The organism is Geobacillus sp. Manikaran-105, from assembly GCF_002809955.1.
In the GTDB taxonomy this organism is placed as follows: domain Bacteria; phylum Bacillota; class Bacilli; order Bacillales; family Anoxybacillaceae; genus Geobacillus; species Geobacillus thermophilus.
Genome location: NZ_PIJG01000054.1, coordinates 1 through 20,405, shown reverse-complemented (window position 1 = coordinate 20,405; position 20,405 = coordinate 1). Strand labels below are relative to the sequence as shown.

General features: G+C 49.9%; 22 protein-coding genes and 1 pseudogene. 12 read left to right on the top strand and 11 right to left on the bottom strand.

Annotation, left to right across the window (positions count from 1 at the left end; all coding sequences use genetic code 11):
• The first annotated feature begins 349 nt into the window (after nt 1-349).
• Complete coding sequence (locus CV945_RS14130) at nt 350-982, top strand: hypothetical protein (protein WP_100660011.1); 633 nt, start codon at nt 350-352, stop codon at nt 980-982.
• 334 nt (nt 983-1,316) lie between these two features.
• Here the strand turns inward: CV945_RS14130 and CV945_RS14120 are convergent, their stop codons facing one another.
• A complete protein-coding gene (locus CV945_RS14120; protein WP_100660010.1) occupies nt 1,317-3,680 on the bottom strand; it encodes a nitric-oxide reductase large subunit in 2,364 nt (787 codons plus the stop codon).
• Nucleotides 3,681-3,912: 232 nt separating this feature from the next.
• On the opposite strand from CV945_RS14120, the gene CV945_RS14115 reads away from it, so the two are divergent.
• From CV945_RS14115 to CV945_RS14090, 6 genes and pseudogenes are all read left to right on the top strand, one after another.
• Nucleotides 3,913-4,605: a Crp/Fnr family transcriptional regulator gene (locus CV945_RS14115; protein ID WP_100660009.1), complete on the top strand. Its 693-nt coding sequence runs from the start codon at nt 3,913-3,915 to the stop codon at nt 4,603-4,605.
• Nucleotides 4,606-4,842: 237 nt separating this feature from the next.
• A complete protein-coding gene (locus tag CV945_RS14110) occupies nt 4,843-5,076 on the top strand; it encodes a DUF2249 domain-containing protein (protein ID WP_049626636.1) in 234 nt (77 codons plus the stop codon).
• A 3-nt stretch (nt 5,077-5,079) separates the two neighbouring features.
• Nucleotides 5,080-5,289, top strand: coding sequence for a DUF2249 domain-containing protein (locus CV945_RS14105; RefSeq protein WP_011230257.1), 210 nt, complete (start codon nt 5,080-5,082; stop codon nt 5,287-5,289).
• On the top strand, nt 5,286-6,515 hold the full coding sequence (locus CV945_RS14100; RefSeq protein WP_100660008.1) for a hypothetical protein: 1,230 nt from the start codon (nt 5,286-5,288) through the stop codon (nt 6,513-6,515). Before CV945_RS14105 ends, CV945_RS14100 begins: the two co-directional genes overlap by 4 nt.
• A gap of 22 nt (nt 6,516-6,537) precedes the next feature.
• On the top strand, nt 6,538-6,840 hold the full coding sequence (locus CV945_RS14095; protein WP_011230255.1) for a metal-sulfur cluster assembly factor: 303 nt from the start codon (nt 6,538-6,540) through the stop codon (nt 6,838-6,840).
• A 165-nt stretch (nt 6,841-7,005) separates the two neighbouring features.
• Nucleotides 7,006-7,245, top strand: a pseudogene (locus CV945_RS14090) (Fic family protein); the annotation flags it as partial.
• Nucleotides 7,246-7,342: 97 nt separating this feature from the next.
• On the opposite strand, the gene CV945_RS14085 reads toward CV945_RS14090, so the two are convergent.
• The 4 genes from CV945_RS14085 to CV945_RS14070 form a co-directional block, all read right to left on the bottom strand.
• A complete protein-coding gene (locus tag CV945_RS14085; RefSeq protein WP_015374108.1) occupies nt 7,343-7,588 on the bottom strand; it encodes a hypothetical protein in 246 nt (81 codons plus the stop codon).
• A 206-nt stretch (nt 7,589-7,794) separates the two neighbouring features.
• On the bottom strand, nt 7,795-9,921 hold the full coding sequence (locus CV945_RS14080) for a heavy metal translocating P-type ATPase (protein ID WP_100660007.1): 2,127 nt from the start codon (nt 9,919-9,921) through the stop codon (nt 7,795-7,797).
• The gene (locus CV945_RS14075; protein ID WP_100660006.1) at nt 9,911-10,282 is read right to left on the bottom strand and encodes an ArsR/SmtB family transcription factor; all 372 of its coding nucleotides are present in this window, start codon (nt 10,280-10,282) and stop codon (nt 9,911-9,913) included. The genes CV945_RS14080 and CV945_RS14075 overlap by 11 nt, the downstream gene beginning before the upstream one ends.
• 202 nt (nt 10,283-10,484) lie before the next feature.
• Nucleotides 10,485-11,252 carry an alpha/beta fold hydrolase gene (locus tag CV945_RS14070; protein ID WP_100660005.1) on the bottom strand — a complete coding sequence of 256 codons (768 nt, stop codon included), beginning with the start codon at nt 11,250-11,252 and terminating at the stop codon, nt 10,485-10,487.
• Between the two features lie 117 nt (nt 11,253-11,369).
• On the opposite strand from CV945_RS14070, the gene CV945_RS14065 reads away from it, so the two are divergent.
• The 4 genes from CV945_RS14065 to CV945_RS14055 all read left to right on the top strand — a co-directional run bounded on the left by CV945_RS14065 (nt 11,370) and on the right by CV945_RS14055 (nt 13,707).
• Nucleotides 11,370-12,176, top strand: a complete 807-nt coding sequence (locus CV945_RS14065; RefSeq protein WP_100660004.1) for a Cof-type HAD-IIB family hydrolase — start codon at nt 11,370-11,372, stop codon at nt 12,174-12,176.
• Nucleotides 12,177-12,326: 150 nt separating this feature from the next.
• Nucleotides 12,327-12,479 (top strand): hypothetical protein, encoded by a 153-nt coding sequence (locus CV945_RS17325; RefSeq protein ID WP_198518519.1) that lies wholly within the window; start codon nt 12,327-12,329, stop codon nt 12,477-12,479.
• Between the two features lie 2 nt (nt 12,480-12,481).
• Entirely contained in the window at nt 12,482-12,682 is a 201-nt protein-coding gene (locus CV945_RS14060) for a DUF3813 domain-containing protein (RefSeq protein WP_047817895.1), read from the top strand.
• 161 nt (nt 12,683-12,843) lie between these two features.
• Nucleotides 12,844-13,707 (top strand): DegV family protein, encoded by an 864-nt coding sequence (locus tag CV945_RS14055; RefSeq protein ID WP_100660003.1) that lies wholly within the window; start codon nt 12,844-12,846, stop codon nt 13,705-13,707.
• Nucleotides 13,708-13,763: 56 nt separating this feature from the next.
• Here the strand turns inward: CV945_RS14055 and CV945_RS14050 are convergent, their stop codons facing one another.
• The gene (locus CV945_RS14050; protein ID WP_100660002.1) at nt 13,764-14,858 is read right to left on the bottom strand and encodes a Fic family protein; all 1,095 of its coding nucleotides are present in this window, start codon (nt 14,856-14,858) and stop codon (nt 13,764-13,766) included.
• A 234-nt stretch (nt 14,859-15,092) separates the two neighbouring features.
• On the opposite strand from CV945_RS14050, the gene CV945_RS14045 reads away from it, so the two are divergent.
• On the top strand, nt 15,093-15,224 hold the full coding sequence (locus CV945_RS14045; RefSeq protein WP_008879040.1) for a DUF3941 domain-containing protein: 132 nt from the start codon (nt 15,093-15,095) through the stop codon (nt 15,222-15,224).
• A gap of 53 nt (nt 15,225-15,277) precedes the next feature.
• Here the strand turns inward: CV945_RS14045 and CV945_RS14040 are convergent, their stop codons facing one another.
• From CV945_RS14040 to CV945_RS14020, 5 genes are read right to left on the bottom strand one after another with little or no spacing between them, the layout of a single operon-like run.
• A complete protein-coding gene (locus tag CV945_RS14040; protein WP_100660001.1) occupies nt 15,278-16,555 on the bottom strand; it encodes a TRAP transporter large permease in 1,278 nt (425 codons plus the stop codon).
• Nucleotides 16,552-17,049, bottom strand: a complete 498-nt coding sequence (locus CV945_RS14035; protein WP_100660000.1) for a TRAP transporter small permease — start codon at nt 17,047-17,049, stop codon at nt 16,552-16,554. The genes CV945_RS14040 and CV945_RS14035 overlap by 4 nt, the downstream gene beginning before the upstream one ends.
• A gap of 54 nt (nt 17,050-17,103) precedes the next feature.
• The gene (locus CV945_RS14030; RefSeq protein WP_100659999.1) at nt 17,104-18,144 is read right to left on the bottom strand and encodes a TRAP transporter substrate-binding protein; all 1,041 of its coding nucleotides are present in this window, start codon (nt 18,142-18,144) and stop codon (nt 17,104-17,106) included.
• Entirely contained in the window at nt 18,141-19,040 is a 900-nt protein-coding gene (locus tag CV945_RS14025) for a hydroxymethylglutaryl-CoA lyase (protein ID WP_100659998.1), read from the bottom strand. Before CV945_RS14025 ends, CV945_RS14030 begins: the two co-directional genes overlap by 4 nt.
• 2 nt (nt 19,041-19,042) lie before the next feature.
• Nucleotides 19,043-20,245, bottom strand: coding sequence for a CaiB/BaiF CoA transferase family protein (locus CV945_RS14020; protein ID WP_015374094.1), 1,203 nt, complete (start codon nt 20,243-20,245; stop codon nt 19,043-19,045).
• Nucleotides 20,246-20,405 lie beyond the last annotated feature (160 nt).

Sequence of the window (20,405 nt, the reverse complement as noted above, 5' to 3'; positions counted from 1 at the left end):
GAACGATTCCGATTAAATCCCTTGTTTCTCCTTATTATTAAAGAAAGGAAGTTCGATTTTCTTAAAAACAATGTCGCTGCCGGGATTAACATGACCGTACGGGCTAAAACGCACTCCTTTTCCTGGACGGATACAAAGCGACAATGACACAAAACGTTATTTTCAAATTTCTACGAATCATTTATAATATGAATGGGGAACGATTGTCCTCATTTGTTCTGCGCTACAATCCCATCCCTTTCCTCAACCACTTACTCTACACGCTCGTTTCCCCCAATCCTTAAAAGAAAGGAGCGATTCATCATCACCCACTTTTCCATGGCTACTATATAAGAAGGGAGGATTTTCCTTGGAAGCGATATTGAACCAAATTTTGGACAAGCTCCAAATGATCGAACATGAAGTAAGCGACGTCAAAACAAACATGGCAACGAAACAGGAGCTCGAAGAAGTGAAGCAAAACTTCACAACAGAGCTTGAGGATATTAAAGCCAACATGGCAACGAAACAAGAACTTGAAGAAGTGAAGCATAGTTTCACAAAAGAGATCGAAGACATCAAAGCCAACATGGCTACCAAGCAAGAACTTGAAGACATCAAAGCCAACATGGCTACCAAACAAGAACTTGAAGACATCAAAGCCAACAAAGCCAACATGGCTACCAARCAAGAACTTGAAGACATCAAAGCCAACATGGCTACCAAACAAGAACTTGAAGACATCAAAGCCAACATGGCTACCAAACAGGAGCTTGAGGACGTAAAGAACAACCTAATGAAAGAATTAGATCATGTCAAAGCCAATATGGTCACGAAGCAAGAGTTTGTTTTCGTCCAACAAGCAGTGCTTGAAACAAATGAAATCGTTAAGAAAATAGAACAAAACATGGAAAAGCACGAACGGATTTTAGATCTTCTTTCTAGGCGTTCGATTGAACAAGAAGCAGCAATTTCCAGCATTCGTCTTATTAAGGCACCATAAGCAAGGAGAGAGCATCCCTCCCTACCTTTCTTAGGTGTGGCCGCCTTTTATAGTAAGGAAGAAACGTCTCCATCGGAATGCGCTTGGCGATTTCGTAAACTACATGAGCCATATGATCCAATGGAATGATATCGCTTGGCAACGTGAGGTGATCCACGGTACACTCTTCAAAAATATGATGATGTGTCATAAAAGAATCGCTCCTTTTTCGGTGATAGTGGTTTATGGTGACTCTTTTGATATTCTGCCAGAAAACGAACGATTCTCTTCTATATTTCGTGTAAAAACGGGCTAATCCCAAAACGCATTCGCGTTTTGGGTCAGCCCGTTTTTGTTATTCTTCCTCCGCCAAATTCGCCACCGACAGCTCTTCCCCTTCGCCGTGAGTTGGTTTGCGCAAATGGAACATCGCTTTGATGGCAAAGACAAGCAAGGCGGCGACGCCGATCAAAAAGATCGTATCCGGAACAAAGCGGACAAGCAGCAAGTTTTGGACGATATCTTGTTGTAAGAACGAAGGTGAACGCGACGCCCAATAGCCGTGTTCAAACGCTTCTTTGATTTGCAGCACCCCAACCGGGAGAAGCGTGATGAGAACCATGCCAGCCAGGCCGATGTTCAGCATCCAGCAAGAGAATTTCAGCCATTTGTCGTTCCATGCTTCCGGTTTGACGATGTTGCGCAGCGAATAAAGGAGCACGGCGATCGCAAACATGCCATACACGCCCATCATCGCTCCGTGGCCGTGAGCCGGCGTTAAGAATTGCCCGTGTTCAAAGTAGCTGACCGCCGGCAAGTTGATCAGAAAGCCGAGCACCCCTGCGCCGACCAAATTCCAAATGGCGGTTGAAATCAAGAACCAGAATGTGGCCTTGTACGGGAAGTTGACCCCGCCGTCGCGCATCATTTTGTACTGCTCATACGCTTCCAAAATAAGGAGCGTGAGCGGAATCACTTCGAGCGCCGAGAACACCGCGCCAAGGGCGATCCATACTTCCGGCGAACCGTTGTAATAATAGTGGTGGCCGATGCCGATCACACCGCTGCCCAATAAAATCGTAAATTGGAAGTAGAGCGCTCTGACCGTCGATTTTTTCGTTACGAGCCGCAATTGAACGAGCAAGAACCCGATGACAACAACGGCGAACACTTCAAAAATGCCTTCCACCCATAAGTGGATGATCCACCAGCGCCAAAAATCCGCCATCGTAAAGTTCGTATCCGGCTCCATAAAGAAGGCGAAAATGTAGAAGAACGGAACGGCAATGGCTGAGTAAAACAGCAAGTGAATGAGCCCACCTTTGTCGCTTTCCCGCCTCAGCCCGCGTTTGACGCCGCGGAAGACGATAAACAACCAAAGGAGCATGCCGACGACTAGAATAATTTGCCAAACGCGGCCAAGTTCGATGTATTCCCAACCTTGGTGGCCAAACAAGAACCAGCTGTTCCCTAAGTAGCCGTTGACGCCGAGCCATTGGCCGATCATGCTGCCGCCGACAAGGACGACAAGCGCCCAGAAGAGCAAATCAACAAGCAACCCTTGCTTTTTCGGCTCTTGCCCGCCGACAAGCGGCGCGATGAAAATCCCCATGCCAAGCCAAGCGGTGGCAATCCAGAAAATCGCCAGCTGCAAATGATACCCTTTGGCGATGTTAAACGGCAATGCGTCATAGATCCATCTGATGCCAAAGAAGCTGTCTGGTTCTGTATAGTAGTGAGCAAGCAATGCCCCGAACATCGCTTGCACGAAAAAGAGCGCCGATACGACGACGAAATATTTGCCCGCTTTCACTTGCGACGGAGTCAGCGGCTGCCGCCGCAAATCGATGACCGGAAACTTTCCTTCTGTATACGCTTCTTGCATGCTTAGTTGATAACGGTGGAAGACGTACAAAATGATCCCGATAAACAAAATCAAAATCGTGACGCTGACGCCGCTCCACCATACCGCGGAAAACGACATCGTATTGCCGGCGTCCTCATAGTACGGCCAGTTGTTCGTATACGTAATCTCGTCGCCAATTCTCAACGTGCTCGACAGCCAAGCCGTCCAGAAGAAAAAGTCGGCAATCTGCCTAATTTGATCACCCTCGGCGACCCAAGCGCGATCCGCTTTTGGCATGTCGCTTTCTTTGATCAATCCTTTTTTCAATCCCCAGCCGTCACCATTGGTGAAAACGTCACGGTAATAGTCGCGCACTTTTTCCAACCCGTATACTTGCGCATCCGTCAGGACGAGAACATCCGTAACCGGGTTGTAGCGGTTTTTTCGCATTTCCTTGATGACTTGTTCGCGGATGATCGTTTTCTCATCGGCGGTTAAATCGGCAAACGGTTTGTGATACCGCTCTTTTGCTTTGTAATCTTGCATGCCTTCCGTATAAATTTTCAACGCTTCCGCCGTATAGTCCGGCCCCATATACGACCCGTGTCCAAGCACGGTTCCGTAATCCATCAGCCCGTATTTTTGGAAGACGGCCTGCCCGCCGATGATCGTTTCTTTCGTCATCAACACTTGGCCGTCTTCACTGCGCACTTCCTTCGGCCTTGGCGCCATTTCTTTAAAAATCCAATACCCGCCGACAAGCAGGACGGTAAAGCTGATCACAATAGTGAAAATGAGAATCGATTTGAGAAAACTGTTGGTCGTTTGCCGCCCCGTCCGCATGTTGGGGTGAACGGATCGATGAACTTCCATATGAGACAACCTCCTTCTCGTTTGTTCGCCCCCATTGTAGCGTGCTGAATCGAGGCCGGTTTGTGAGCCGGGGCAAATGTCCGTTATGATTTATATCACAGCTTTATGGCGTGAGAATGTATACAATGAAGGCAGAAAAGGCCAAACGGCGCAGATGTTCAAAAAGAGAAAAGCATTGATGTTCCGTTGGCAGCTGTCACACGTTTGTCACATTTCCAAAGGAGAGAACGCCATGGCGAACCATTGGATGAAAGACCGCTTAAAAGCTGTTCCGTTGTTTCGTGAACTGTCCGATTACGAGCTCGACTCGCTTGTCGCCATTTCCCATGTGCGTGTCTACAAACCACGGACGTTTGTCTTTATGCAAGGCGACCCGTTAGAACGTGTCTATTTCATTCATTCCGGCACGGTAAAAATTTATAAAACGGACTTCAGCGGGAAAGAACAAATCGTTTCGATTTTGCAGACGGGAGAAATGTTTCCGCATGCCGGCTTTTTCTTAAAAGGCACCTATCCGGCCCACGCCGAAGTGGTCGAGGAAGCGACATTGATCGCGATCCCGATCCACGATTTCGAACAAGTGCTGATGGCGAGCCCTGAACTTTGCATAAAACTGTTTCGCGTCATGGGCGAAAAAATCGTTGATTTGCAAAACCGGCTCGAAGCGCAAGTGCTCCATAATACGTACGAACAAATCGTTCTTCTCTTATTGCGGTTGACGCGCACGAACGCCGTCAAGCAAGGGAAATGGCATCGGCTCACCGCCCATGTGACGAACCGTGAGCTGGCCAATATGATCGGCACCGCCCGTGAAACGGTGAGCCGCACGTTGAGCCAACTGAAACGGAAAGGGTTGATCAATGTCGACGAACACGGCTTTTATTTGATTGACCGCGAAGGGCTCGAACAAGAAATCTTTTTCTAACTCCTTTTTCCCCATCGTCCGGCACCGGTCGGGATGCGCAATGGAGCTGATGGGGTTTCCTTTCAAACATTTCGGCAAGCCCATCTTTCTGGAACATGCTATTCCGCCCTTTCAAACGAAAACGAAACCTTTTTTCCAAAGTGGAATATGTCATGTTTCGGCCGAAAGATGTGAGCTATATCACAACATTCCACAGTGAAAATGATTATCATGATAGTCAAAAAGGAGGGAAAGCGCATGGGTGTGACGATTGAACTCGATGTACGCGAAGATTTGCGGCAAAAGCGGGAACCGTTTGAAAAAATTATGAACGCCATCAAGCCGCTGCAGCCGGGCGATACGTTCATTTTACACGCCCCGTTCAAGCCGCTGCCGTTGTTTCCGATTATGAAAGCGAAAGGATTTACGTACGAGGCCGAACAAATCGAAAAAAAACATTGGAAAGTAACGTTTGTGAAGCAGGGGGGATGACCGATGATCCTCGATAACCGCGGACTCGAGCCGCCGCAGCCGATGATGCGGACGCTAGCCGCCCTCGCCAAACTCAACCAGGGCGAAACGTTGACGATCATAAACGATCGCCGCCCGATGTTTTTGTACGAGCAGCTTGACGAGCTTGGCTACCGGCACGAGACGGTCGCACGCGAAGACGGCAGTTTTGAAATCCGCATTACGAAAGGATGAGCAACGTGTTTCCTACTCGCACGGGGACGGAAACAAACGTCCGTCTTCCGTTCTCGTTTATCATGTTCGCCGTGTTGGCGTTCGCCGCGTCGCAGCTTATGTTGCTTGGAGCGATTCCCTCACTTAGCAGCGGCGCGTTCCGGCTGCCGTTCGTGTGGGCGGCGGCCCACCTGGCGTTGCTTGGCTTTGCATTGATGACGGCCATGGGGGCGATGTACCAGCTCGTTCCGGTCGCCTTTTTGACGCCGATTTGGAGCGAGCGGCTCGGTTTTTGGCAGTTTGCGATCACCGCTCTCGGCATCGTCGCCTTTGCCGCCAGTTTAGCGTTTACGCCAAACCAAGCGTTTCTCCCTGGCTTGCTTCTGCTGTTCGGCATCGTGCTGTTTGTCTGGCAAATGGCGATGACATTAAAACAACAAAAAAACAAAACGATCATGACACTGTTTGTCGCGACTTCCTTGTTGTTTTTGCTGCTGACGGGCGCCGCCGGAGGGCTGCTTGCCTTTCACTTTTTCGCCGCCACAGGCGCCAACAGTCATGAAACGGTGTTCGGCTTGCATGTGCTGTTCGGGCTGTGCGGCTGGTTCACACTGCTCATCATAGGCTTTTCGTACAAAATGGCGCCGATGTTCTCGCTCGCCCACGGCTTTTCGCTGCGGCCGGCGCGTTACGTCTATGCGCTGTACATCAGCGGGATTGCGGTGGCGTTCGCCAGCTTATTCTTGCGAAGCCACGCATGGCTTATAGCCGGTGCAGCCTTGCTCATGAGCGGATTCATTGTTTTCGCCTGGCATATCCGCGCCATTTTGCAAAAGCGGATGAAAAAAACGCTTGACCGCCCGTTCCGCTTTTCGCTTTCGGCCATCGTCATCGGTCTTGGACTGCACGTTGCCGCCTTTGTCGCCATCGTCGTCGGCAGCGGACGGCTGCTTGGCATCATTGTTTATCTATTCATTGTCGGCTGGATTCTCTTCAGCATCGTCGGCTATTTGTTCAAAATCGTGCCGTTTTTATGGTGGACGCATCGCTACAGCGAAAAAGTCGGCCAACAAAACGTGCCGACGTTAAAACAAATGATGAATGAGCGAGCCGTCACCGTCCAATGCCGCCTATGGCTCATCGCCCTCGCGCTGGCGGCCGTGGCGCTGTTGGCCGTCGCTCAAACGCTGCTGGCTGGATTAAGCGTTGCCTTTGCGGGAACGATTTTAACGGTCTTCCGAAAATAAACGAATGAGGAGGAAAAGAACGATGGATGTCCGCGAACTTGCCATTCAACAGCTGAAAACGGTCCTTGATCCGGAGCTCGGCATTAACGTCGTCGATTTAGGGTTGATTTATGACTTAAAAATCGAAGATGGGCATATCAATGTCCTGATGACGCTCACGACCCCCGGCTGCCCGCTTCACGACTCGATCGCCGGCGGCGTCAAACGGGCGCTTGAGCACATTGACGGCATCCGTGACGTGCGCGTCCAAGTGACATGGAACCCGCCATGGACGCCCGAGCGGATGAGCGAAGAAGCGCTCCGGCAGCTTGGGCATTTTTCCTGAAACGGTCCACTTTTCCATCCCCTTTTCGCCGTTCGCCCGTGTTGGGCGGGCGGTTGTTTCATTGTTCTGCAACTGCTGAACACTCCCCGCCCTTTATTTTTGTATCATAATAGAAAAAACGAGAGCCATCGCTTGGCTATTTAAACTTCTTTGTTGCATCTATCTATTCATCCATTTGCTGACGGAAATGGACGAACCGCCCGCTTAATGATGAATTTCATTTTAATGCAGCATGGCTATCCGCCCGCTATTGTGAAAGCAAACCCGGAACAGCGCCGGAAGTATTACGAAGCGTTGGAAAAAGCGAGCGTCAAAGGTGAGGTCACTCCGTTCATTCAACTGATCGCCGCATGTGTCGAAGAAAGCTTGCGCCATTACTTGTACGCTTTAGGGATGGAGGATTAACAACAGAGCGCAAACAAAACGACACGGAACAACGGGCATTTCCGTGTCGTTTGTTTTTCTCCTCCATGAGACCCGCCTCCGGTTGGCGTTTGATCGGCTATTCAAGCAACACGTTCCACAACCATGCCATCAAAGGAACGATGACAAAAAAGGCGAAGGCGATGTATCCGACATATCGAATCCACCGGGGAAATCCTCGCCAATCGAGGGCTTCCCGCTTCATCGCCCCTCCCGCAGCGATCCGATCCAACTCTTCGGTCGGCGAAAACACCCGGTCGTCCACCCGTTGAACCTCTTCTATCCGTTGCGTTTCATGCCTCTCTTCTTCTCGAGATCCCTTCATGACGCCCCCTCTTCCCTATGATTTTCCTAAACAGAACAAAACATCTAACAACCGCCATCCCAAACATCCAACCGAATCCGCTTTGCTGTTTTCCTCTGCATTATACCGTCTCTCGTTGTCAGAAAGCACCACTATTTTCCACGAAGGAGGACAAATCCCCCAGAGGGGCGGAAAACGGTCCGTTCCCCGTTGCCCGCAGCCCCGTCTCATTCCTTCACCCGCAATAGGCGCATGCTGTTGAACGTCACGAGCAGCGTCGCGCCCATATCGGCGAACACCGCGAGCCAAAGGGTGAGCCAGCCCGGGACGGCGGCCACGAGTGCCAGCACTTTAAGCCCTAAGGCGACGGCGATGTTTTGCCGGATGACGGCAAGCGTTCGGCGACCGAGGCGGACGGTGTACGGCAGCTGGCGCAAATCGTCGGCCATGAGCACAACATCGGCCGTTTCCAAGGCGGTGTCGGTCCCCGCTCCGCCCATCGCCACGCCGATATCGGCCGCAGCCAAGGCGGGGGCGTCATTCACCCCGTCGCCGATCATCGCCGTTACGCCGCAGCGTTGTTTCAAGTCACGGATCGCCGCCAGCTTCTGTTCGGGAAGAAGCCCGGCGCGAATGTCCGATACGCCCGCTTGGCGGCCGATGGCCCGTGCGGTTTGCTCGTGGTCGCCCGTCACCATCACCACTTCCGCCACCCCAAGGCGCCGCAGCGCGGCAACCGTTTCCGGGGCGGACGGCCGCAGTTGATCGGCCGCGGCGACAAGCCCCAACAGCCGATCGGCCGTGCCGACGGCCATCACGGTTTTTCCTTCGTCCCGAAAGGCAGAGATTTGCTTTTCCGCTTCATCGGGCAACTTCCCGATCAAACTGGTGAACAAGGCCGGGCTGCCGATATAGTACGTGTTCCCCGCAATCACCGCCTTCACTCCTTGGCCGGTGAGCGATTGAAACTCCTCGACGGCCACATCAAGAAACGGTGCTCCCTCTTCTTCCGCTTTGCGGACGATGGCAGAAGCCAAAGGGTGCTGCGATCGTTTTTCGATGGCCGCCGCCACCGCCAGCAGTTGCTCACGGCTCCCTTCATACACGACGACATCGGTCACGGCTGGTTTTCCTTTCGTCAACGTCCCCGTTTTATCAAAGGCAACGGCACGCAGCCGACCGATTTGTTCGAGATACACGCCGCCTTTGATGAGCACGCCGCGCCGAGCCGCGTTGCCGATGGCCGTCACAATCGCCACCGGGGTGGAGATGACGAGCGCGCACGGGCAGCCGATGACAAGAACAGCGAGGCCGCGATACACCCAATCAAGCCAGCCACCGCCCATCACAAACGGCGGCACAATGGCGATCAGAAGCGCGGTCACGATAATAAACGGCGTATAATAGCGCGCAAACCGGTCGATGAAGGCTTGTGACGGGGCTCGCTCCGCTTGCGCCTCTTCTACAAGATCAATCATTTTCGCCAATGTCGTTTCATCCGCCCGCTTTGTCACTTCAACTTCGAGGAATCCTTCTCCATTCAGCGTCCCGGCAAACACTGCATCCCCCACTGCTTTTTCCACCGGCAGACTTTCGCCGGTGATCGCCGCTTCATTCACTGTGGAGGCGCCGCTTATGACAATGCCGTCCAAAGCGATTTTTCCACCCGGCTTGACGATCATGACATCCCCGACGCGAACGTCTTCGACCGGAACGGTCACCTCCTCCGCACCGCGCCGAATCGTCGCTGCAGCGGGCGCCATCTCCATCAACGAGGCGATCGACCGCCGTGCTCGATCCATCGAGTAGCTCTCGAGCGCTTCGCTGATGGCAAATAAAATGACAACGACTGCTCCCTCTTGCCATTCGCCGATCGCCGCCGCACCGAGAATAGCGATCGTCATTAATGTTTTCATATCAAACTGCCAGCGGGCCAGATTCCGGAGCCCCGTCCAGAACAGGGAGTAGCCGCCGATCACGATCGCCGCCAAATACATCGCAATCGCCAGCATCCCCTTGTCTGCCGCATCCGCCGCAACGCCAAACAGAAGCAGTGCCACAGAGGCGAAGACATTTCGATTTTCTTTTCGCTTCCAAAACGGCTCCCGCTGAACCGCGCGCTCTCGTTCTTCACGAATTTTCAACTGTTCAAACGCTCCCGCTTGTTCAAGCTCATCAATCGTCGCCTCGCCCCAAACGGTGAGCTTGGCGGCGCCGAAATTCACTTTCGCCTCTTTCACGCCGGGCAAAGATTTCACGTTTTGCTCAAACTTAGCTGCGCAGTTTGTGCACGTTAGTCCTTGCACGCGGTATGTTTTGACCTCAAGCCGATCCAATGTTTGTTCATTCCCCACAGCCGTCCCCCTCTTTCTGATGGGCGAGCGCGACAAGCAGCAGCTCGCGGATATGATCATCATCCAGCGAGTAAAAGGCAAGTTTCCCCTCTTTTCGATATTTCACAATTCCTTGTTTGTACAAGATGCGCAAATGATGCGATGCCGTCGCCACCGTCGCCCCGATCACGTTCGCTAAGTCACAGACGCACAGCTTCTCTTCACCGCAAAGCGCATACACGATCTTCGCCCGATTTTCGTCGGCAAGCGCCTTGAAAAACGGCACGATCGCGGCAATGTTTTCATCACGAAGCCGCCGCTGAACCCGCTCGACCTTCTCTTCGTCATAACAGTAAACGTCGCACACATCATGACGGTGCATTCCTTCTCGCTCCTTGTTAATATTCAAATATTCGTTTGAATATAGAATAGCATATCTCCCCCTTATATTCAAATATTCATTTGAATAAAAAATGTGTTCAAACGAAAAATCCGCCTTTTTTGTTTTTAAAAGGCGGATTCCCTCTTGTGAAGCACGCTTTAGCTGACCACAAACATGTTCGTTTCCTCATTGCCGATTTTGCTTACACATGCTCGCGAAACCAGCGCACCGTCTCCAAAAACGCTTCACGCGTCACTTTATGGCCGGCGTGCGGGTCGGCGATGAATTGCAGCCGGTCTTCGTTTCCTTCATAAAGTGGTTTAATTTGCTTGTAAAACTCATATGTATAAGCATACGGGACGACTTGGTCGGCTTTCCCGTGCCAGATGAACAACGGCCGCCCGGCGAGTGTTTCCGGCTGCTTGGATAAATCGTAGCAGGCGAGCTTTTCTTTTTCGAGCGCCAGCAGCGTCGGCGGCATCGGGATGTCGATCTGACGCCGCTTCGCTTCGTCCATCATCGCGTCAAAAAAGGCGCTGTAGTTCGGGCAGCCCATGAGCGCCACCGCCGCCTTCACCCACGGATAGACGGCGAGCGCGCCAAACGTGACGATGCCGCCCATCGATGTCCCAGCGAGCCCGATCCGTTCGGGATCCGCCAATCCGCGGCTGACAAGGTCGTTTTTCATCTCCTCGATTTCGGTGATCGTGCGTACGACAATGTCCCAAAACGACAGCTGCAATTTCCGCTCGCTCAAACCTTCGTCCCGCTCGCCGTGAAACAGCGCGTCGGGAAGCACAGCGCGATAGCCTGCCTCAGCAAGCAAGTAGCCGAAATGCAAATTATGCTCTTTCGCGCTTGTAAAGCCGTGAATAAAGAAAATCAGCGGCAGCCGTGCGTCCCGCTTTTCCGGCTTGACAACATGAAGCACCGGCACATCAGCCAGCCGTTCTGTTTCAACAATGACCATGGCAGTCCAAACCCCTTCTGTCTTTTTCCATCGCTGTATAGTGTACCATATAGACAGCGATTTTGGAAAAGAGTTACACTATGAAGTGGAAACAATCATAAAGCAAAGGAGTCGAGCATGAAACGATATTTGATCGCGCTGGATTTAGACGGAACGCTGCTGAAAGAGGACAAAACGATTTCACCGTTCACGAAAGACATCATCCACCGCGCCATCGACGCTGGCCATCTCGTCGTCATCGCCACCGGCCGTCCGTACCGGGCAAGCCGTATGTATTATGAGGAACTCGGACTTACAACGCCGATCGTCAACTTCAACGGCGCGTTTGTCCATCACCCCCGCCAGCCGTCGTGGGGCGTGCGCCATTCCCCGCTGCCGCTTTCCGTCGTCAAAGACATTGTCGAGCTAGGGGAAACGTACCAGATCAAAAACATTTTGGCCGAAGTAATGGATGACGTCTATTTTCACGAACATGACGACGTCTTGCTTGACATCGTCCGCCTTGGCAACCCGACCGTGAAAATCGGCGATTTGCGCCGCTCGCTCGGCAAAGATCCGACGAGCGTGCTCGTGTACACAGACGATGATCATATCGAGCGGATTCAATCACATTTAGCGAATGTGTACGCCAACGTCGTGCACCACCGGCGCTGGAGCGAACCGTGGCATGTCATTGAAATCATCCGCCATGGCGTCCATAAGGCCGCGGGCTTAAAACAAGTCGCCGACTACTTCGGCATCCCAAGGGAGCGCGTCATCGCCTTTGGCGACGAGGACAACGATCTCGAAATGATCGACTGGGCTGGACTGGGCGTCGCTATGGGCAACGCCATTGATCCGTTGAAAGCGGTGGCCGACGACGTTGCGGCAAGCAATGAAGAAGACGGCATCGGCCGCTATTTACGAGATGTTCTGCGCTTGTAGATCAACGCCGCGGCCCAAACAGCCCTTTCCTGCCGTTTGACGCCAACAGATGGGCGGCTGTAACGAATTTCCTTACTACTGTTCCCTGACGGCGGTTACACTATACATGACGCAACGCGCGTCTTCAACTTTTTAAAGGGGGAATCGGTCATGGGCAAACGAAACAAATCGAAGCGTTTCGTCCAACAAAGCGTCGATGCGATTGAACGGCATGACAAGCGAATCCCTTATCACTTGACATACGCCGAGGCGGAAGCGCGCAAAGCGGAAAAAGCGGTGGAAACGTCGCTTGGAGGCGCGTAACGATGGGCAATCGTCTATTTCAAGAGGCGCGCAAAGCAGTCGCACAGGCGAAACAAGCCAAAAACGGTGAGATCGACATGAGCGTCGAGCGCGCTGTTGCCATCGCCAAAAACGCCTTGTCATCCGCGTACGCGCATTCCAACACGGCGGAAAAAGCGCAGTTGCGTCAATTTCAAGCCGAGCTGGACGAGCTCACCCACTAAACGGCTGCGGGCTTCCCGCAGCTGTTTCTTTCGCCCGCTCGAGATTTTCCATTGTATTCCGAACGAAAAACCGCTACACTAAAGGAAGATAATGAATCGCTGTTCGCCGGCCAAAATCGCCCATTCATTCGATGCGGCTATACAAAAAAGGGGGACGAACCATGTCCATTCAAATCATCACCGACAGCGGAGCGGATTTGCCGCAGTCGTACATTCGCGAGCACCGTATCGCGTTTTTGCCGCTTGTCGTCCATTGGAACGGCCAAGACTATGAAGACGGCGTGACGATTGAGCCGAAGCAAGTATATGACGCCATGCGCCAAGGGCATACGGTGAAAACGGCACAGCCAAGCCCGCTGGCGATGAAGGAGCTGTTTTTGCCATACGCCAAAGAAAACCGGCCATGCCTTTACATCGCCTTTTCATCGAAATTATCCGGTACATACCAAACAGCGGTGGCCGTGCGCAGCGAGCTGCTTGATGAATATCCGGAATTTCGCCTGACAATCATCGACTCGAAATGCGCCTCTCTTGGCCAAGGGCTCGCCGTCATGAAGGCAGTCGAGCTGGCGAAACAAAGCACACCGTACAACTTGCTTTGTGAAACGATCGAGGCGTATTGCCGCCATATGGAACACATTTTCACCGTTGACAACTTGGATTACTTGGCGCGCGGCGGCCGCATCAGCAAAACCGCCGCGGCCTTTGGGGGCTTGCTCAACATCAAGCCGCTTCTCCACGTCGAGGACGGGGCGCTTATTCCGCTTGAAAAACTGCGCGGGCGGAAAAAAGTGTTGAAACGCATGGTCGAGTTGATGGGTGAACGCGGCGACGATCTGCAAAAGCAAACGATCGGCATCAGCCACGCGGATGATGAAGAAACGGCGCTTGAGCTGAAGCGGATGATCGAAGAAACACACGGCTGCACGCGCTTTTTCCTCTCCGACATCGGCAGCGCCATCGGCGCACACGCCGGACCGGGGACGATTGCCCTCTTTTTTCTGAACAAATATATTGAGATCTGACGCCTTTCCCGCCGGACGAAACACGGGCGCCTGCACAACACAGGCGCCTGTCCTCATTACCGAAGTTGATCAAGAAGGTTGTAGTAGTAGTACGTTTTGGACCGCATCCGGCCATCCGAGAAAATGAGCTTCTGCTCCTCAAACCGATTCAAATAGCGCCGAACCGTTGCTTCCGGCAAACCGGTCAACTCCGCCATCATGTTCGCGGTAAAAATCGGGTGCTGGAACATGACATTGACAACGGTTCGAATATTCTGGCTGTTCACAAGCGCACTTGCCTTTTCCAAATCTTCTTCATACAAATTGTTTACTTTTTGAATCAATCGAACATTTTGTTTCGCTTGTAAATGGACGCATTGCAAGAAAAACTGAATCCATTGCGTCCAGTCGCCTTTGTAGCGGGTATCATTCAAATAGCGGTAATACTTGTGCTTATCCCGTTCAAGCACATCGCTGACAAAAAAGTTCGGGTAATCGATGACACCCTTACTATACAAATAGAGCGGAATCAAAATTCTTCCAATCCGACCGTTTCCGTCAAGAAACGGATGAATCGTTTCGAACTGCGCATGAATTATGGCTACTCTCACTAATTCATCATAATCATCGTTCGGTTCATGAATGTATTTCTCTAAATTTGACATATACTCATTGACAAGATGCGGCTCCGGAGGAATGTAAGTGGCGGTTTCAATCGTGCATCCTTCCGGACCGAGGAAATTTTGCACCCTTCGGAATTCCCCTGGCGACCGATGGGATCCGCGTACATCGTTTGACAACAAAATTCGATGCAACTGCTTAAACAACCGAGTCGAAATGGGGATCTCTTTCAGCGCATCCATCCCTGCCACTAATGCTTCATAATAGTTTAATGCTTCTCGCACATCGCTGTTCGCTTTTCTGCTTTGTGCTTCAGTCTCCATCACTTCATCCAATGTCACTTGTGTCCCTTCAATTTTCGTCGACTGCACCGCCTCCTTCAGCATGATCGGTCTGAGCAGAAATCGCGGATGCAGCTTTGAATGCCGCAGCATCGTTTGATACTCAACCATCGCCTTATTCGCTTCGATCAATTCGCGAAGAAAACGCATTTGATTCACGACATCTTCGCTAAGAGGAAGCTTGAAGGGGACAAACGGTTTTCGTTTCATTTTTCATTCCCCTTTACGAACATTTTAGATAAAAAATGATCGTTAAACACCTATATTTACCCTATTACAAACATTTATCTCTACTTTTGTACTTAATTATACTCTGAAGCGAACCATTTGTGAAGAAAAATTCTCCATTTATCTTTCCACAAACTACCTTCCCCTATTTCCATATAGTTCATTTCCATTTGCCTCATACTAATGATGGACGATCGAAACAAGGGAGGGCTACCGATGCCAAACACGAGCGACAATGACAAAAAAGCGCGCGACAACCAAGCGAAGCGCCATGAGAAAAACATGATGCGCGAAAAAAACCGCGAAGCCGGGAAGTTCGCGTATTCGAAGAAGACGGATCATTTATAAATCACAACAAAAGCTGCCTATCTTTATAATGTAGGCAGCTTCAGCTATTTTGCCTATTTCACACGGTCTATCAGGATCGTTGTCAATTCCGGAAAAATGGCCAGCACAACGATAAACAGCATCATAATGAGAGCGTAAGGCACTACGCCTTTTACGATCTCGGCAATCGTATTCGTTTTGTCCAGTCCTTTCAAAACAAACAAGTTCAGCCCTACCGGCGGTGTAATAAGGGCTAATTCCATATTGACGACCATAACGACCGCAAACCAAATGGGGTCAAACCCTAAAGCTGTGATGATAGGATACAAAATAGGCAGTGTAATCACAAGGATTGATATAGTTTCAAGAAAACAGCCTAAAATAAGCAGCACAATATTCACTAAAACGAAAATGGCCCAAGGAGATACTTGTTGTGAAGTGGCAAATTGCGTAATGGTCTGCGGAATTTGCAATATAGTCATGATGTACCCAAGAAGCATAGCTCCGACAATAATCATTAAAATCATTGCATTCGTTTTGACAGTTGATAAGACAATTGTTTTAATATTAGAAGTCGTGAAGTTTTTATATACGAAAATGGAAATCAAAATACTGGCCATAGCCCCAATGGCAGCAGCTTCCGTAGGGGTAAAGATTCCTGTATAGATTCCTCCTATGACAATGATGGGCAGTATAAGTCCCCATACGGCCTTTTTCGACGCTTCGAATCTCTCTACCCATGTCGCTGGCTTTTCCTTTATGTGGCGCGTCTTCCATGAAGCATAGATCATGAATATTATCGTTAATAATATTCCTGGGATAATTCCAGCAACAAACAGTTTCCCAATCGATTCTCCTGTCACGGAACCATATATAATCATCGGCACGCTTGGAGGAATGAGAATGCCTAATGTTCCCCCGGCAGCCAACAGGCCAAGAACTGTTCTTTTATCATATCCCCGCTTCGTCATTTCCGGAAGCGCGACCGCCCCAACAGTCACAGCAGTGGCAACACTCGAACCGGAAATCGCCGCAAAAATAGCACAGCAGAACAATGTGGCAATTGCTAGTCCTCCAGGAAGATGCCGAAACCATTTACTTGCCATTTCATATAAATCGCGCCCAACGCCGCTCACTACTAAAACTTGGCTCATCAAAACGTACATCGGCAAGGCGGTTAATGTAAAATCATCCAATGATTTGTAAGAAATGATCGGAATTTGTGAAAAAGAAAACGTCCCGCCATTGAACAGATACATGCCGCCAACTGCCAATAAGCCGAGCGCAAACGCGACAGGCAGTCCGATCAATAGCAGTACAGCCATTCCACCAAGGAAAAACGCCGCATTCATAAATGCCCATCCCCCTTTTGCGCTTCTCCGTCTACGATTTGCAATATAAAAGCAATACAAAGAAGTAAACCGCCAATCGGGAGAAACATTTCTGGAAGATACATAGGAATCCTCAATAATGATGATGAAGTTGTCCCTAGTTGATATGTGTTGACAACATGTTCGACACTGTAAATCGTAAAAATAAGACTAAAAATGAATCCACATACATTCGAGGCATACGCCAATATTTTTTGCGCCTTGCTCGGCACAAGATTGATTAGTAAATCAACTGTAATATGGGAATATGTTCTCAACGTATAGGCAGAACCGAGAAAACAGCTCCCAATAATGGCGTATATGCATAATTCCGTAGCCCAAGTAGTCGGACGGTTAAACACCGACCTAGCAATAACGTCAAACGTTGTCATGCCTGTGGTTAATATGATCAATATTCCCGCTATCGCCCCGCCTGCTTGGATCAAACGATCTAAGAAATGATATAACCTCCTCATCCTTGACCTCCTTAACCAATAAGGGAGGGAGCCTTCCCTCCCCGTCTTCCCTACTCACTGGATGTTTTCCACTATATCGAGCAACTCTTTGCCTAAATCCCCAGCTCGCTCGATATACACTTCCCTTGCTGGTTGGGCGGCCTTTTTCCATTTTTGAAGATCCGATTCGGGAACAACGTACACTTCCATCCCTTTTTCTGCTAATTCTTTGGCCGTTCGTTCATCTTCCTCTTTCGCTTTCGCCCTAATCCATTGCTCCGTTTGCTGTGCAGTCTCCGTTAAGAGATGTTTCGTTTTTTCAGGAAGCCGATCCCAAAAGTTTTTATTGACCGCAAGGATGAACTCCAAGTAGGAATAATTGTTTATCGTTAAATACTTAGCGACCTCATCGTAATGCCGTTGAAGCATCGCTGTCGTCCCTGATGTCGCTCCATCAATTGTTTTTCTTTGCAGCGCTGTATAGACTTCCCCTGCTCCCAAAAATACCGGCGATGCCCCATAAGCTTTGATCATTTCCGATGGAATGTCGCCAATGCTGCGTATTTTCAATCCTTTAAAGTCTTCAGGTGACTTAAGCGGTCTGACGTTGTTGGCAAATTGTGCATAGCCATAATCGGCATACATGAGAACTTTTACCCCTTTTTCCTCCATCGCCTTGTTCAACTTTTCTCTCAACTCTCCAGACAGCGCTTTGCCAGCTGTTTCATGGTTAGGAAAAGCGTACGGGACATCAAAAATCCCCATTGCTGGAACTGTAGAAGCCCACAGTGTTGAGGAGTTGACCCCCATCTCCACCCCGCCGGTTAGTATGGCTTGGTTCATCTCTTTATCACTCAACAATTGCCCAGCAGGATATACTTGAATCTTCACCTTGCCTCCTGATTTTTCTGTCACCGTTTTGGCGAAATTTTCGACGCCAATGGAAATATGATGATCTTGCGGAAGATTGTAAGCCATCCTGATGGTGACAGGTTCATATCCATTTTCCTCACCTTTATTCGGTTGTGGTTCCGCTGTGGAAGAACTTTTGCCGCATGCGCTTAACAGAATGGAAGCAGTCAATAAAGCTCCCACAAACAACGCTCGTTTTCTCACTTGCACTTCCCCCTTTTTTCTACTTGTCTTATTCTCCCTAATGGTTGATTGGATGTAAGACTAGCAGCGAAGTCAGCCGCCGCCAGCAATTTTTCAAAATCAATGTCTGTTCTAACCCCCATTCGTTCAAGCATATAAACCAAATCTTCGGTTGCTAAATTGCCCGCCGCTCCTAGGGCGAAAGGACATCCCCCTATGCCGCTGACAGACGTTTCAAATATGTTCACACCCGCTTCCAATGCCGCATAAGCATTGGCCAATCCCAGCCCCCTTGTATCATGGAGATGAATCGCAATAGGAATGGATGGCACCACCTGCATCACTTCAGTGAGCAGTTGTTTGACTTGTTTAGGAGTTGCGATTCCAATCGTATCGGCGATCCCAATCCGATCAACCCCGACTTCCGCCGCGCGTTCCACCAAGGATATAACTTTTGCTGGAGCTACTTCTCCCTCATAAGGACAACCAAAACTTACCGCTATGGAAAAACAGATTTTTATATTCAATGCCTTGCTTTCTTGAACAATCGTTTTGAACTGCTCGAAATTTTCGTCGATGCTCATCCCAATATTTTTGCAATTGAATGTTTCGGTGGCGGCTGTTACCCAGTTCACCTCAGACACGTTTGTTTGTTTCGCCCGCTCGAATCCTTTTTGATTTGGAATCAATGCCACAAACTCAATTTCACCAAACGTTTCACATTGCTTTATGACTTGCTCAGCATCGGCCATTTGCGGAACTTTTCGGGGATGAACAAAAGAGGTGGCTTCAATTTTCTTCACATTGGAGTCAACAAGCATTTCAATCAGCCTTTTCTTTTTCTCAGTGGGAACGATAGCCGGTTCGTTTTGCAATCCGTCCCTAGGACTTACATCAATAATCTGGACGTCCACCAAATTTAAATCACCCCTTCCTTTTTCAATTGTGTGAGTTGGTCATGAGAATAACCGAGCATCCTTACATACACTTCTTCATTGTGCTCTCCCAGCTTCGGTCCGACCCACTTCATTTGCCCTGGAGTGTCAGACAATTTTGGAACAATGCCGGGGAACAGGCACTCCGTCCCGTCCTCTAGTTTTACCGGCAATAACATGCCTCTCTCTTTATACTGAATATCATTCACAATATCTCGAATACTATAAATAGGTCCTGCCGGAACGGATGCTTCATCGAGGGCGTTTAGCACTTCTTCCAACGTGTGCTGTTTCGTCCATGCTTCTATTGCTTGATCAATCAACTCAGCATGTTCTGCTCTTCCTTGGTTGTTAGCGTATTGAGGATGATCAGCAAGGTCACGACGCCCAATTGTTTTCATGAGACGCTGGAATATATTATCGCTGTTTCCCCCGATAACAACATGCTTTCCGTCTTTGCATTCATACGTATTCGATGGCGCCACACCCGGGAGAGTGCTGCCCGTCCTCTCCCTTACAACACCGCTTAACACATACTCTGGCAATGCCCCTTCCAATAGACTGAACACTGATTCGTAAAGGGCGACATCAATCAGCTGACCTTTTCTTTCTTTATCTTCTTGTCTGACACGCAACGCCATTAACGTTCCGATCACGGCATACAACCCTGCAACGAGGTCTCCAATCGCGATTCCCACCCTTACCGGGGGACGGTCTGGATAACCCGTCAAATATCGCAATCCTCCTATCGCCTCAGCCACACTTCCAAATCCGGCCTTATCCCGGTAAGGTCCAGTTTGGCCATACCCGGATATCCTTGTCATAATGATAGACGGGTTTATTTTCTTTAACTCTTCATAACCCAACCCCCATTTTTCGAGCGTTCCCGGTTTAAAGTTTTCCAGCACGACATCAACTTTCGGGATGAGCTCTCTAATGATCTGTTGGCCTTCCGTTTTCCTTAAATTCACTGTAATCGATTTTTTATTTCTGGCTTGTACATACCACCAAATCGAAGAGTGGCCGTACATAATCCGCCAGCTTCTCAGCGGATCTCCCGATACCGGTTCTTCAACTTTAATCACTTCTGCGCCAAATTCAGCCATGATTTTCCCCGCAAACGGCGCCGCTACAAAATTCCCCATTTCCAATACTGTTATGCCTTCTAGAGGCAATGTCTTGGACACCCTTTTTTCACTTCCTCCCTTGGTAAATGCTTATATAATACTTGTAATCGCTTTCAATATGTTTTTCCGTGAAAATCCCCACCACTTGGTGAGTGCGGTATACGCTCCTGATCCGTGAGGGTATACTGAAAATGGCCAAAAAAGGCAATAGGAAAGCAGA

Excerpts from the sequence above, each read along its gene's own strand:
- CV945_RS14060 (WP_047817895.1), top strand. The coding sequence starts at position 12,482 with ATGGGCAATCGTCTATTTCAAGAGGCGCGCAAAGCAGTCGCACAGGCG.
- CV945_RS14040 (WP_100660001.1), bottom strand. The coding sequence starts at position 16,555 with ATGAATGCGGCGTTTTTCCTTGGTGGAATGGCTGTACTGCTATTGATC.
- CV945_RS14120 (WP_100660010.1), bottom strand. The coding sequence starts at position 3,680 with ATGGAAGTTCATCGATCCGTTCACCCCAACATGCGGACGGGGCGGCAA.
- CV945_RS14110 (WP_049626636.1), top strand. The coding sequence starts at position 4,843 with ATGGGTGTGACGATTGAACTCGATGTACGCGAAGATTTGCGGCAAAAG.
- CV945_RS14105 (WP_011230257.1), top strand. The coding sequence starts at position 5,080 with ATGATCCTCGATAACCGCGGACTCGAGCCGCCGCAGCCGATGATGCGG.
- CV945_RS14055 (WP_100660003.1), top strand. The coding sequence starts at position 12,844 with ATGTCCATTCAAATCATCACCGACAGCGGAGCGGATTTGCCGCAGTCG.
- CV945_RS14115 (WP_100660009.1), top strand. The coding sequence starts at position 3,913 with ATGGCGAACCATTGGATGAAAGACCGCTTAAAAGCTGTTCCGTTGTTT.
- CV945_RS14100 (WP_100660008.1), top strand. The coding sequence starts at position 5,286 with ATGAGCAACGTGTTTCCTACTCGCACGGGGACGGAAACAAACGTCCGT.
- CV945_RS14085 (WP_015374108.1), bottom strand. The coding sequence starts at position 7,588 with ATGAAGGGATCTCGAGAAGAAGAGAGGCATGAAACGCAACGGATAGAA.
- CV945_RS14095 (WP_011230255.1), top strand. The coding sequence starts at position 6,538 with ATGGATGTCCGCGAACTTGCCATTCAACAGCTGAAAACGGTCCTTGAT.
- CV945_RS14070 (WP_100660005.1), bottom strand. The coding sequence starts at position 11,252 with ATGGTCATTGTTGAAACAGAACGGCTGGCTGATGTGCCGGTGCTTCAT.
- CV945_RS14050 (WP_100660002.1), bottom strand. The coding sequence starts at position 14,858 with ATGAAACGAAAACCGTTTGTCCCCTTCAAGCTTCCTCTTAGCGAAGAT.
- CV945_RS14075 (WP_100660006.1), bottom strand. The coding sequence starts at position 10,282 with ATGCACCGTCATGATGTGTGCGACGTTTACTGTTATGACGAAGAGAAG.
- CV945_RS14035 (WP_100660000.1), bottom strand. The coding sequence starts at position 17,049 with ATGAGGAGGTTATATCATTTCTTAGATCGTTTGATCCAAGCAGGCGGG.
- CV945_RS17325 (WP_198518519.1), top strand. The coding sequence starts at position 12,327 with ATGGGCAAACGAAACAAATCGAAGCGTTTCGTCCAACAAAGCGTCGAT.
- CV945_RS14045 (WP_008879040.1), top strand. The coding sequence starts at position 15,093 with ATGCCAAACACGAGCGACAATGACAAAAAAGCGCGCGACAACCAAGCG.
- CV945_RS14065 (WP_100660004.1), top strand. The coding sequence starts at position 11,370 with ATGAAACGATATTTGATCGCGCTGGATTTAGACGGAACGCTGCTGAAA.